This is a genomic window from Geodermatophilus sp. URMC 62 (assembly GCF_052931475.1).
Map to the genome: position 1 here is coordinate 2,174,073 of NZ_JBRFHY010000001.1, position 11,274 is coordinate 2,185,346.

At 76.1% G+C, this 11,274-nt stretch carries 13 protein-coding genes, 2 tRNA genes and 1 other RNA gene; 8 read left to right on the forward strand and 8 right to left on the reverse strand.

What is annotated here, in order from left to right:
• Position 1 precedes the first annotated feature (1 nt).
• From ACU616_RS10400 to ACU616_RS10410, 3 genes are read right to left on the reverse strand one after another with little or no spacing between them, the layout of a single operon-like run.
• On the reverse strand, positions 2-883 hold the full coding sequence (locus ACU616_RS10400; RefSeq protein WP_446758384.1) for a branched-chain amino acid ABC transporter permease: 882 nt from the start codon (positions 881-883) through the stop codon (positions 2-4).
• Between the two features lie 42 nt (positions 884-925).
• A complete protein-coding gene (locus tag ACU616_RS10405; protein ID WP_446758385.1) occupies positions 926-1,732 on the reverse strand; it encodes an ABC transporter ATP-binding protein in 807 nt (268 codons plus the stop codon).
• Positions 1,725-2,525 (reverse strand): ABC transporter ATP-binding protein, encoded by an 801-nt coding sequence (locus ACU616_RS10410; RefSeq protein WP_446758386.1) that lies wholly within the window; start codon positions 2,523-2,525, stop codon positions 1,725-1,727. Before ACU616_RS10410 ends, ACU616_RS10405 begins: the two co-directional genes overlap by 8 nt.
• Positions 2,526-2,772: 247 nt before the next feature.
• Here ACU616_RS10410 and ACU616_RS10415 point away from each other — a divergent pair, with 247 nt between their 5' ends.
• Positions 2,773-4,023: a PucR family transcriptional regulator gene (locus tag ACU616_RS10415; RefSeq protein ID WP_446758387.1), complete on the forward strand. Its 1,251-nt coding sequence runs from the start codon at positions 2,773-2,775 to the stop codon at positions 4,021-4,023.
• A gap of 90 nt (positions 4,024-4,113) precedes the next feature.
• Here ACU616_RS10415 and ACU616_RS10420 read toward each other — a convergent pair whose 3' ends face one another.
• From ACU616_RS10420 to ACU616_RS10430, 3 genes are read right to left on the reverse strand one after another with little or no spacing between them, the layout of a single operon-like run.
• Positions 4,114-4,347: a DUF2630 family protein gene (locus tag ACU616_RS10420; protein WP_446758388.1), complete on the reverse strand. Its 234-nt coding sequence runs from the start codon at positions 4,345-4,347 to the stop codon at positions 4,114-4,116.
• Between the two features lie 36 nt (positions 4,348-4,383).
• Positions 4,384-5,307 carry a prephenate dehydrogenase/arogenate dehydrogenase family protein gene (locus ACU616_RS10425; protein WP_446758389.1) on the reverse strand — a complete coding sequence of 308 codons (924 nt, stop codon included), beginning with the start codon at positions 5,305-5,307 and terminating at the stop codon, positions 4,384-4,386.
• The gene (locus tag ACU616_RS10430; protein WP_446758390.1) at positions 5,304-5,759 is read right to left on the reverse strand and encodes a PaaI family thioesterase; all 456 of its coding nucleotides are present in this window, start codon (positions 5,757-5,759) and stop codon (positions 5,304-5,306) included. The genes ACU616_RS10425 and ACU616_RS10430 overlap by 4 nt, the downstream gene beginning before the upstream one ends.
• Here ACU616_RS10430 and ACU616_RS10435 point away from each other — a divergent pair.
• The 5 genes from ACU616_RS10435 to ACU616_RS10455 all read left to right on the forward strand — a co-directional run bounded on the left by ACU616_RS10435 (position 5,758) and on the right by ACU616_RS10455 (position 8,419).
• The gene (locus ACU616_RS10435) at positions 5,758-6,465 is read left to right on the forward strand and encodes an O-methyltransferase (RefSeq protein ID WP_446758391.1); all 708 of its coding nucleotides are present in this window, start codon (positions 5,758-5,760) and stop codon (positions 6,463-6,465) included. The genes ACU616_RS10430 and ACU616_RS10435 overlap by 2 nt on opposite strands.
• Positions 6,462-7,100 (forward strand): tRNA adenosine deaminase-associated protein, encoded by a 639-nt coding sequence (locus ACU616_RS10440; RefSeq protein WP_446758392.1) that lies wholly within the window; start codon positions 6,462-6,464, stop codon positions 7,098-7,100. The genes ACU616_RS10435 and ACU616_RS10440 overlap by 4 nt, the downstream gene beginning before the upstream one ends.
• Complete coding sequence (locus ACU616_RS10445; RefSeq protein ID WP_446758393.1) at positions 7,097-7,741, forward strand: HAD-IA family hydrolase; 645 nt, start codon at positions 7,097-7,099, stop codon at positions 7,739-7,741. The genes ACU616_RS10440 and ACU616_RS10445 overlap by 4 nt, the downstream gene beginning before the upstream one ends.
• Positions 7,742-7,844: 103 nt before the next feature.
• Positions 7,845-8,321 carry a nucleoside deaminase gene (locus ACU616_RS10450; protein WP_446758394.1) on the forward strand — a complete coding sequence of 159 codons (477 nt, stop codon included), beginning with the start codon at positions 7,845-7,847 and terminating at the stop codon, positions 8,319-8,321.
• Between the two features lie 10 nt (positions 8,322-8,331).
• A tRNA-Ser gene (locus ACU616_RS10455) sits at positions 8,332-8,419 on the forward strand.
• A gap of 60 nt (positions 8,420-8,479) precedes the next feature.
• Here ACU616_RS10455 and ACU616_RS10460 read toward each other — a convergent pair.
• A complete protein-coding gene (locus ACU616_RS10460; protein WP_446758395.1) occupies positions 8,480-10,312 on the reverse strand; it encodes a serine/threonine-protein kinase in 1,833 nt (610 codons plus the stop codon).
• Positions 10,313-10,383: 71 nt separating this feature from the next.
• Positions 10,384-10,731 carry a hypothetical protein gene (locus ACU616_RS10465; protein WP_446758396.1) on the reverse strand — a complete coding sequence of 116 codons (348 nt, stop codon included), beginning with the start codon at positions 10,729-10,731 and terminating at the stop codon, positions 10,384-10,386.
• Between the two features lie 240 nt (positions 10,732-10,971).
• On the opposite strand from ACU616_RS10465, the gene ACU616_RS10470 reads away from it, so the two are divergent.
• Together ACU616_RS10470 and ffs are read left to right on the forward strand one after the other, a co-directional pair.
• Positions 10,972-11,056: transfer RNA gene (locus ACU616_RS10470), tRNA-Ser, on the forward strand.
• A gap of 118 nt (positions 11,057-11,174) precedes the next feature.
• Positions 11,175-11,270, forward strand: an RNA gene (gene ffs / locus ACU616_RS10475) — signal recognition particle sRNA small type.
• Positions 11,271-11,274: the final 4 nt, after the last annotated feature.

The window sequence follows — 11,274 nt, forward strand, 5'->3', positions numbered from 1 at the left end:
CTCATGCCCTCCGGGTCTGGGTCGTCGAGAACAGGCCGCCGGGCCGCACCAGCAGGACGACCACGAGGATCACCAGGGCGGCCAGGCCGACCAGCTCGTCGCCGACGTAGCCGCGGACGTAGCTGAGCGCCAGGCCGAGCAGCAGGCCGCCGACGACGGCGCCGATGGGGGAGTCCAGGCCGCCGAGCACCGCGGCGACGAAGCCGAAGACGATCAGCGCGTCCATGTAGGTCGGGGTCACGAAGGTGACCTCCGCGGCGATGAGCATGCCGGCCAGCGAGCCGACGACGGCCGCCAGCGCCCAGCCCAGGGTGAGCATCCGGCCGACCCGGACGCCGAGCAGCCGGGCGACCTCCTGGCCGAAGGCCGAGGCGCGCATGGCCAGGCCGACGCGGGTGAACCGGAACAGCGCGGTGAGCCCGACCATGACCACCAGCACCGCGCCGAGGGTGAACAGCGTGTTGGGGCTCAGCGCGAGGTTGGTGTCGCCGACCGAGAAGCCGATGGTCGAGAAGGGCGCGACGAAGGCCCGCTGGTTGACGCCGAACAGCACCGAGATGAGCGCCTGGATGGCGATGAACAGGCCCAGCGTGACGATCACCGCGTTTAGCTCCGGGCCACCCTCGACCGGCCGGATGACCAGCCGCTCGACGACGGCGCCGATGACCAGGCCGGCGAGCAGGGCCACGAGCAGGCCGACCCAGTAGGACTGGCCGTTCTCGATGAGGGACAGCGCGATGAACGTGGTGATGGCGGCCATGGCGCCCTGCGCGAAGTTGACGATCCGGGTGGACCGCCAGATCAGCACGAGAGCGAGCGCGAAGGCCGCGTACACCGCCCCGGTGATGACCCCGCCGAGGGTGAGGTTGACGAACTGCGTCACGGAGGAGCTGCCTTCCTGGTGGTGCGGAGGAGCAGGGGAGGCCTAGAAGCCGAGGTAGGCGTGCCGGAGGTCCTCGTCGCCGGCCAGCCGGGCGGCGTCGTCGGTGACCACGACACGGCCGAGGTTGAGGACGACGCCGGTGTCGGCCACCGACAGCGCGCTGCGGGCGTTCTGCTCGACCAGCAGCACCGACAGGCCCTCGGTGTCGACCAGGTGGCGGACCATCCCGAAGATCTGGGCGACGATCCGCGGGGCCAGGCCCAGCGACGGCTCGTCGAGCAGCAGCACCTTCGGCCGGGCCAGCAGCGCGCGCCCGATGACGAGCATCTGCCGCTCCCCGCCGGAGAGCGTGTGTGCCGTCGCGTTCCGGCGCTCGGCGATGCGCGGGAAGAACGAGTAGACGCGGTCGAACTCCTCCTGGGCGACCTTGCCGCGGAACAGCGAGCCCACCCGCAGGTTCTCGTCGACGGTCAGCTCGGCGATGACGCCGCGGCCCTCGGGCACGTGGGACATGCCCTTGGTGACCATGGCCTCCACCGGGGCCCGGGTGACGTCCTCGCCGCCCAGCACGACCCGCCCGGCGGTGGGCCGGACCAGGCCGCTGATCGTGCGCAGCAGCGTCGTCTTCCCGGCGCCGTTGGCCCCGAGGACGGCGGTGATGCGGCCCTGCTCCGCCTGCAGGGTCACGCCGTCCAGGGCCCGCACCGGGCCGTAGGCGGCGGAGAGGCCCTCGACCGAGAGGACGGCGTCGGCCGTCGCGGTGCCGCCGGCCGGAGCCCGGCCGCCCGCGGACAGGCCGGCGGCCGAGGCGCCCGACGCGCTGCTGCCGTGTGCGCCGGTGTCAGCCACGCTGCGTCCCCCCGTCGGTGGCCGCCAGCTCGGCGGCGTCGGCCTCGGCGTCGACGGCGTCGCCGAGGTAGGCCTCGGTGACCGCCGGGTCGTTCTGGACCTGCTCGGGGGTGCCGGCGGCGATCTGGCGGCCGGAGTCGAGCACGGTGATCCGGTCGCAGACGCGCATGACCAGGTCCATGTGGTGCTCGACGAGCAGCACGCTCATCCGGCCGGACAGGTGGCCGATGAGCGTCCCCAGCTCGTGCATCTCGTCCTCGCTCAGCCCACTGGCCGGCTCGTCGAGCAGCAGCAGCTCGGGCTCGGAGACCAGCGCGCGGGCCAGCGCGACCCGCTTCTGCACCGGGTAGGGGAGGCTGCCCGGGTAGCGGCCGGCGTAGTCCTCGGCGTCGAGCTCGGTGAGCGCGGCCATCGCGCGCTCGCGCAGCCGCCCCTCGTCCCGGTCGGCGGTGGGGACCGCGAGCAGGGCGGACAGGAAGCCGGCGCGGGCGTGCTTGTGCGCCCCGACCATCACGTTCTCCAGCACGCTCAGGCCGGGGAACAGGCCCACGCCCTGCAGCGTGCGGGCGATGCCCAGCCCGGCCAGCTGGGCCGGCCGCAGCCGCCGCAGCTCCGCGCCGCGCCAGGCGATCCGGCCCTCGGTGGGGCGGACCAGCCCGCAGGCCACGTTGAACATCGTCGTCTTGCCGGCGCCGTTGGGCCCGATCAGGCCGTGCACCTGGCCCGGCTCGACGGTCAGCGACACGTCCGTGAGGGCCTTGACGCCACCGAAGGCGACGCTGATCCCGGTCATCTCCAGCCGGGACGTGGGCGACCGGTCCTGGGCCGGGGTGCTGCTGCCTGTGGTTCCGGGCGGCGCCAAGGGGCCCACGTCTCCTCTTCGTCGGGGAGTCGCCGGACCTCGCGCCCGTCGGCGTCGGTTCAGTCACGGCTCCGTCCCGATGAGCCTGCCGACCAGTGGGGGCCGTCACAATGGGCTGACCGCACAGTGATGACGAACCCGTGTTGTGCTCTGTGCGATGAACACCGGAGGTGGACGCGTGCAGACTGCCTCGCCGAGCAGCGGGCCGGACGTCGGGACGCGGCTCGCCGAGCTGGTGCCCGTGCTGCTCGACCGGCTCGACGAGATGACCGACCGGATGGTCGAGATCCTCGTCGAGACCGAGCCGGCGTACCGCGAGGCGCTCACCGGTGGCGACCCCCGCATGCGGACGACGCTGCGCCGCAACTTCGAGGTCGGCGTCCGCGGGCTGGCCTCCGACGTCCCGGCCGCCTACCACCAGAGCCACGCGGAGGGCGCCCGTGCCGTCGGGTCCCTGCGGGCGGCGCAGGGGATCCCCCTGGAGGCGGTGCTGCGCGCCTACCGGCTCGGCGGGCAGATCACCTGGGAGGCGCTGGTCGCGCTCTCCCGCCGCGAGGACCGGCACGACGACGCCCTGCTGCTGGAGGTCGCCGGCTCGCTCTGGCGCACCAACGACCGCGGGTGCAGTGCCGCCGCCGAGGGCTACCGCGCCGAGGAGCGCCGCCGCTCCGGGCTCGGCGCGGCCGAGCGCCAGCGCCTGCTCGACGGCCTGCTCGACGGCCGCGGCGGCGACCCCGCCTTCGTCCGGACGGCGGGCGAGCAGCTGGCCGTGCCGCTCGGGGGCCGGCTGGTCGTCGTCGTGGCCCCGACCGGGGAGGAGGAGCCGGTGCCGCTGGCCGACCCCGGGGCGGTGCTGTGCAAGCGCGGCGTCCGCTCGGTGTGGGGGACCCGCGCGCAGGCGCAGGTCGGCGTCGTGGCCCTGGGCGCCCGCCGGCTGCCGGAGCTCCTGGGCTGGCTCGCCCTCCTGGCCGCCGGCCCGGTCGGCGTCTCGCCGGTGGTCGAGGGGGCGGCCGACGTGGCCGGCGCCTACCGGCTGGCCGAGACCGCCGCGCGCACGCTGCCGCCGGGCGCCGCCCGGGTGGTCACCATCGACGACCGCCTGCCCGAGGCGCTGCTGAGCAACTCCCCGGAGATCGGCTCGCGGCTGGTCGACCGCACGCTGGGCCGGCTGCTCGAGCTGCCCGGGGACGAGCGGGAGGTGCTGCTGGAGACGCTGTCGGCCTTCCTCGACGCCGACGGCTCACCGACCCGCGCCGCCGACCTCCTCTACTGCCACCGCAACACGGTCATGCACCGGTTGCGGCGGATCGAGTCGGTGACCGGCCGGAAGCTGAGCGACCCCCGGGTCCGGCTGCTGTGGCAGCTGGCGCTGCTGGGCACCGGCCACCACGACGCCGGCTCCCGCCGCCCGGTCCGCGACTCCGCCTGAGAGAGGACCCTCCTGCCCCCACCGCTCGCACGCTCGCGGCGGGCCCCTGCAGGAGGGCCACCGGGGGGCCGGTCACGGCCGTGCCTCACGTCATTGCAGGTAGCCCTCGACCTCGGACTTCGGGCGGACCTCGGCGCTGTCGGGGTCCTCGTCGTACTGCCGCTTGGCGTCCCGCTGGCGCAGCAGGTCCCAGAGCTGGTCGCGGTCCTCCTCGATCTGCCGGAGCCGGGCGCGCTGCTCGTCGGTGTGCTCCGCGCCCTCCCGCAGTCGGCGCTCCTCCTCCACCAGGTCCTCGATGCGGCTGCGGATCTCGCTGTCGTCCATGACCGCTCCCTGCCCGCCGCAGCCGGGGCGAAACGGTCAGCCCTCGGGCACCCAGCCCTCGAGGAAGGCGGCCAGCCGCCGGGTCACCGCACCGCCGGCCCGGCCCAGGGCGAGCAGCGCGGTCCGGTCGACCGGGACGCGCACCGGACGGCGTCCGTCGGACCGCCCGTACGGCCCGGTGCGCACGGCGTGCCCGGCCGCGACGAGGTCCGGCCACGGCCGGTCCAGCTGCGCCCGCACCCGGTCGAGGGCGGCCGCCGTCGGCCCCGCGTTGCCCTCGACCACCGCGGTCACGAACGCCGGGTCGCTGGCGATCACCCGGGTGCCGTCGCGGAAGCTGCCCGCGGCCAGGGCCAGGGCCAGCGGGCCGGCCTCCCCGGCGGCCGCGGCGAGGGCGGCGGCGAGCAGGTGCGGCACGTGGCTGACCGCGGCGACGGCGTCGTCGTGCTCGGCCGCGGTCACCGGGACCACCTCGGCGCCGGCGTCCAGGGCCACCTCGGCCGCGCGCAGCCAGCGCGGCAGCTCCGTGCCCGGCTCCAGGCACAGCGCCCAGCGCGCGCCCTGGAACAGCCCGGGGTCGGTGGCCTCGTGGCCGGACCGTTCCGTCCCGCACATCGGGTGGCCACCGACGAGGCGTCCGCCCAGCGCCGCGCCGAGCGCGTCGAGGACGGGGGCCTTCACCGAGCCGAGGTCGGTGACGGTGGCGGCGGGGTCGACGTCGAGGTCGTCGAGCGCGCCGGCCATCGCGGGCAGCGGGACGGCGAGGACGACGACCCCGGCCAGCTCCCGGGTGACCGTCACGCCGCGGGCTGCCGCGGCCGCCCGCGCCGCCGGGTCGACGTCCCACCCGCGCACCTCGCGCCCCCGCGCCACGAGCGCGGCGGCCAGCGACCCGCCCAGCTGCCCCAGGCCGACGACGCCGACCGGCGGGGCGGCCATCGTGGGCACCGGCAGGCTCACGCGGTCTCCCAGGGGCGGTCGGTGCGGAACACCCGGGCCAGCGCGGTGCCCACCAGCCGGCCGTCGTCGCCGCGGGCGTCGATCCGGTAGACGGCGGTGCGGCTGCTGCGGTGCAGTTCGGTGCCCTCGGCGACCAGCCGCTCCCCGGGCCGGCCGGGGTGCAGGAACTCGGTGTGCACGTCCTGGGCCACCGCGACCGTGCCGTGGCTGTTGCTCACCGCGGCGTGCACCACGTCGAGCAGCGCCATGGTCGCGCCGCCGTGCGCGGTGCCGACGGCGTTGAGCAGCTGGGGGCCCACGGTCATGGACGCCCGCGCGTACCCGGGCCGCACCTGCTCCAGCTCGATGCCCAGGTGCGCCGCCAGCGGGTCGGCCGCGAGCCGGGCGAGGAGGGCGGGGTCGACGTCGGCCGCGTCGACCTGGGCGGAGTCGTCCGGGGCGGGATCGGCCATGATCGGAGGCTATGCCGTCCTCCCCGCACCCCCGGTTCCCGGCATGACGCCGCGGTCGTTCCTGCTCACCCCGGAGCTCGGCGACTACGTCCGGGCCAGCTCCGAGCCGCTCGACGAGGTGGCCCGCGCCCTCGTCGAGGAGACCGCCGCGCTCGCCGAGCGCGGCGCGGCGCCGGCCACCTTCCAGATCGCCGCCGAGCAGGGCGTGCTCATGCAGCTGCTCACCCGCGCGCTCGGCGTGCGGCGGGCGGTCGAGATCGGCACCTTCACCGGCTTCTCGGCGCTGTGCATCGCCCGCGGCCTGCCCGAGGACGGCTCGCTGCTGTGCCTGGACCGCAGCGAGGAGTGGACCGCCGTCGCCCGCCGGTACTGGGAGCGGGCCGGCGTCGGCGACCGGGTCGAGCTGCGGCTGGGCGAGGCGCTGGAGCTGCTGCGCGCGCTGCCCGCCGAGCCGGTGTTCGAGCTGGCGTTCGTCGACGCCGACAAGACCGGTTACCCCGCCTACGTCGAGGAGCTGCACCCGCGGATGCGGCCGAACGGGCTGGTGCTGCTGGACAACACGCTGCGCAGCGGCCGGGTGCTCGACCCGCAGTCCGACGACGACCGCGCGCTGGTCGCGCTCAACGCCGCGCTCGCCACCGACCCGCGGTTCGAGACGGTGCTGCTGCCGCTGGCCGACGGCCTGACCGTGCTGCGAGTCCGGTGAGCGCCGCGGAGGCGGGCGCGCCGGCCAGCTGGGCGGTGCGGGTGAGCCGGCCGGACTCCCGCTGGCGGGTGGAGCTGCTGGCCGCCGACGCCGGCGACGAGCTGCCGGTCCTGGAGCGCGCGCTGGGCGAGCCGGGCACCGGGGGGTGGCCGCCGCCGTTCGTCGTCGTCGTCGACTCGCGGCTGTACTTCGTCGTCCTGCGGCACGGCCCGGGCGGGATGGTCCGGGCGCTGATCTCCGACGCGACCATGCAGGAGTGGGTGCTCGGCGCCGAGGTGGTGGAGCGCTACGGCATCGGAGGGGGCATCGGAGGGGGCATCGGAGGGGGCATCGGAGGGGGCATCGGAGGGGGCATCGGAGGGGGCATCGGAGGGGGCATCGGAGGGGGCATCGGAGGGGGCATCGGAGGGGGCATCGGAGGGGGCATCGCCGTCGACGGGGGAACCGCCTTCGACGACGACGACGGGACCGGTCGGCCGGGAGGGGACCTCGACGTGTTCGCCGACGACGGGCTGAGGGCCGACGAGCTGCGGCCGATCGTGACCGCCGACGACCTGTGGGCCGACGAGATGGTCACGCGGATCGCCGCGCGGCTGGGCTTCGCCGACGAGCTGGCCGCGGCGGTCCGGGCGTGAGCGCCACCGTGTCGGCCGTCGTCTTCGACCTCGGCGGGGTGATCACGGAGAGCCCGATGCTCGCCTTCGCCGCCTACGAGGCCGAGGCCGGGCTGCCCGAGGGGCTCATCCGGGCGCTCAACAGCACGAACCCCGACACCAACGCCTGGGCGCGGTACGAGCGCAACGAGCTCGACGCCGAGGGCTTCGTCGACACCTTCGAGGCCGAGGCGCTCGCCGCCGGCCACCGGGTCGACGCCCACCGTGTGCTGGCCGCACTGGCGGGTGAGCTGCGGCCGGCGATGGTCGAGGCCGTCCGCCGGCTGCGCGCGGCCGGGCTGCCGCTGGGGATGGTGTCGAACAACGTGACACCGATGGAGCGCGCCGGGCGGCTGGCCGAGCTGCTGGACCTGTTCGACGCGGTGGTGGAGTCGTCGGTGGAGGGCGTGCGCAAGCCCGAGCCGGAGATCTACCGGCGGACGCTGACGCGGCTGTCGGAGGCGGTGGGCCGGGAGCTGGCCTTCTCCGACTGCGCCTACCTCGACGACCTCGGCATCAACCTCAAGCCGGCCCGCGCGCTGGGCATGCACACGATCAAGGTCGCCGACCCGGCCGACGCGCTGGCCGAGCTCTCGGCGCTGGTCGGCCTCCCGCTGACGTGACCTCCCGGACCCGGCAGGACCCGTTCCGCGCACCGTCGTGCTCTGCCCACCACTGTGGGCAGAGCACGACGGTGCGGGGAGCACACCGGCCGGACGGCGTGCCGTGACCGGTCCGGGAGCGGACGCCGTCGACGCGGCGATGCTGCGCGCCCTCGAGCTGGCGCGGGCCGCGCAGGAGTGGGGGGACACCCCCGTCGGCGCGGTCGTGCTCGGGCCCGACGGCGCGGTGCTGGCCGAGGCGGCCAACGAGCGGGAGAAGTCGGGGGACCCCACGGCGCACGCCGAGGTGCTCGCGCTGCGGGCCGCCGCGCGGGCGCACGGCGACGGCTGGCGGCTGACCGGCGCGACGCTCGTGGTGACCCTCGAGCCCTGCACGATGTGCGCCGGGGCGAGCGTGCTGGCCCGGGTGGCGCGGGTGGTCTACGGCGCCGACGACCCCAAGGCCGGAGCTGCCGGGTCGCTGTGGGACGTCGTCCGCGACCGCCGGCTCAACCACCGGCCGCAGGTCACCGGCGGGGTGCGGGCGGAGGAGAGCAGCGCGCTCCTACGTGCCTTCTTCCGCCGGGAACGGGGCCTGTAGTCTCTCCGGCGGTGGCGTGTCCGAGCGGCCGAAGGAGCACGCCTCGAAAGCGTGTGAGGTGCAAGCCTCCGTGGGTTCAAATCCCACCGCCACCGCCAGCACGAGACCACGACGGCGGCGTCCCCGACGGGGCGCCGCCGTCGTCGTCTCCGGCGGTGTCAGGCGATGACGTCGAGGTCGATGAGCAGCCGGCCGTCGTCACCCCGGACGAAGGTGACCGCGTGGGTCTCGACCTGCCGCTGACCCGGGTTGAGGAACTCCACGTCGGTGGTGGCGGTGATCCGGTCGCCCTGGTCGCGCACGTTGCGGACGTCGAGCAGGTTGACCTCCGACCAGCGGCCGAAGAAGCCCTGGTAGTAGCTGAGGCTGGCCCGCGACCGCAGGGTCGGCCCGGTCAGCGCGTAGGCGCCGGCGGTGTCGCCGGGGAGCAGCGCGTAGTACTGCTCGAGCGTCTGCTGCGCGGCGGTGGCCGGGTCGGCCGGCGCGGCGGTCGTCTCCGGTGACGGGGACGGGCTCTCCGACGTGGGCTCCGGCGTGGGTGCCGGTGACGGCTCCGGTGCGGTGGTGTCGGCGGCGGTGTCGGTCGTGGCGTCCGCCGGGGTGTCGGTGGCCTCCGCCGAGGAGGCGTCGTCCGCCCCCGACGGCGGCGCGGACGACGCGGCGCCGGCCGCCGAGGAGGAGGCGTCGTCCCCCTGCAGCCCCGTCCAGGTGAGCGTGCCCGCGACGGCGAGCACCACGAGCGCCAGCAGGGCGACCAGCAGCGGACGCCGCCGACGTCGCGGCCCGACGAGCGGCCCGGACCGGGCCGCCGGCTGCGGGGGCGGCCCGGAGGTCGGCTCAGGGGTCGGCTCAGGGGTGGGCCCGGCGACCGGCTCCGCGGCCGAGGGCCCGGCCGGCGGGGGAGTGCCGGGCAGGTCGGTCCGGGTGCCGGTGGGCGTCGCGCCGTCGGGCGGCGGGGCCGCGGAGGCGGCCGTCGCGGCGGGTGTGGCCTGCGCGGCGGGCGCATCCGGGCCGACGCGGGTGGCCGGGCCGACCGGCGGGAGCGGGGTGGCGGGCGTCGCGGGGTCCGCGGCGAGCTCCTCGGTGCGGGAGCGGCCGGGAGCCGGCCGCAGGTCGGTGCGGGCCAGCAGCACCGTGGTGGTGTCGCCGTCGCGGCCGGCGGCGAGCTTGGCCAGTTCGTCGCGCACCTCGGTCATCTGCGGCCGTGCGGCCGGGTCGGTGGCGAGCATCCGCATGAGCGGCCGCTCCAGGGACCCGGCGCGCCGCGGCGGGCGGACCTCCCCGCCGGCCACCTTGTGCAGCAGCCGCAGGGCGTTGAGGTCCATCCCGAACGGCGGCTCGCCGTCCAGGCAGGTGTAGAGGGTGGCACCCAGCGAGAAGACGTCGCTGGCCGCGGACATCTCGACGCCCTGGGCCACCTCGGGGGCGAGGAAGGCCGGCGTCCCGGTGATCTGGCCGGTCTGGGTCAGCGTGACGTCGCCGGCCGCGTGCGAGATGCCGAAGTCGGTGATCTTGACCAGGCCCTGGACCCGCGGACCCTCGCCGATGAGCACGTTGCCCGGCTTGACGTCGCGGTGCACGATCCCGGCCGCGTGGACGGCGGCCAGCGCGTCGGCCAGCTGGGCGCCGATCTGGGCCACCTGGTCGACCCGCAGCGTGCCCTCCTGCTGCAGCACCGCGGCCAGGCTCCGCGAGGGCAGGTACTCCATGACCAGGTACGGGACGCCGCCCTCGAGGACGACGTCGTAGACGGTGATGGCGTGCGGGTGGCTCAGCCGGGCGGCGATGCGGCCCTCGCGCAGGGCCCGCTGGCGCTGCTCGTCGCCGAGGCCCGGGGCGCTCCCGGCCGGGAGGAGGATCTGCTTGACCGCGACCTGGCGGCCGAGCAGCTCGTCCCGGCCCAGCCAGACCGAGCCCTGCCCGCCGCCACCGATCTGCGTCAGCAGCCGGTAGCGCTCCGCCACGAGGCGGCCGGGCGCGGTGGTGGTCACCGGGGCCCCTTACCCCCGGGCGCCGCCCTGCTGAACCTGCAGGTCACAGGCGACGAGTCGGGCACTCCGGGTCACACGCTGCTGGGGACGCCGAAGCGGCGGGCGTACTCCTCCTGGGCGCCCTCGGGCAGGACGTCGTAGAGCTCGCCGAGCTCCTCGACCGCTTCCGGGGAGAGGTCGTCGAACAGCCGCTCCCAGGTCGGGGGCTCGTCGTAGCTGCGGGTGAGGAGCAGCTCCCAGGCCTGCGTCTGGCGGTCGCGCTTGCTGCGCTCGGCGACGAACTCCGAGAGGTAGCGGTCCTTGGCCGCCTCCTTCTCCTCGCGCGTCGCCGACGGCGGCAGGCCCGCGGGGTCGGCGCCGCGCAGGACGGCCACGATGGCCTCCACGACCTCGGGTCGGACCTGCACCGGCTCGCTCATCAGCCTGCCTCCTCGTCGCTCGGGTGGGCGCTCCGGCCCGGCGCCCGCCGGGCCTCGCGCCGTCCTCGCGGTGTCCCCGCGTCGTCCCACCGTGTCCTCGCGGGGTCGTTCCGCTCCCGTGGGGGACCAGCCTGCCCCGTGCCGCCGCGCCGGACCACCCGGAGCGGCGCGGAGTCCCGGTCGGCCGCCGGGGCGCCGACTGACCCCGGCCGCGCCGCCCGCTACCATCGACGGGCACCTGGAGGATTCGCCTAGTGGCCTATGGCGCTCGCTTGGAAAGCGGGTTGGGGGCAACCCCTCGGGAGTTCGAATCTCCCATCCTCCGCAGCGACGGGGCCGCCGCGGCGGCCGGCTCCGGCGGCGTTCCGCCCGGGGCCGTCGGGCCCATCGGGTCCGCGGACCCCGGCAGCCGGCCCGCGGGCCGGCGTCCTCTACAGTGGTGGCCAGACCCCTCGTGTGGCGTCACCCCGTGAACCTCCCCAGGGCCGGAAGGCAGCAAGGATAAGCGGGCTCTGGCGGGTGCGCGGGGGGTCCCTTCGTTCC

Bases quoted from the DNA above. Each gene is read 5' to 3' on its own strand.
- ACU616_RS10410 (WP_446758386.1), bottom strand. From the start codon at position 2,525: ATGACCGGGATCAGCGTCGCCTTCGGTGGCGTCAAGGCCCTCACGGAC.
- ACU616_RS10420 (WP_446758388.1), bottom strand. From the start codon at position 4,347: ATGGACGACAGCGAGATCCGCAGCCGCATCGAGGACCTGGTGGAGGAG.
- ACU616_RS10435 (WP_446758391.1), top strand. From the start codon at position 5,758: ATGATCGGAGGCTATGCCGTCCTCCCCGCACCCCCGGTTCCCGGCATG.
- ACU616_RS10430 (WP_446758390.1), bottom strand. From the start codon at position 5,759: ATGGCCGATCCCGCCCCGGACGACTCCGCCCAGGTCGACGCGGCCGAC.
- ACU616_RS10465 (WP_446758396.1), bottom strand. From the start codon at position 10,731: ATGAGCGAGCCGGTGCAGGTCCGACCCGAGGTCGTGGAGGCCATCGTG.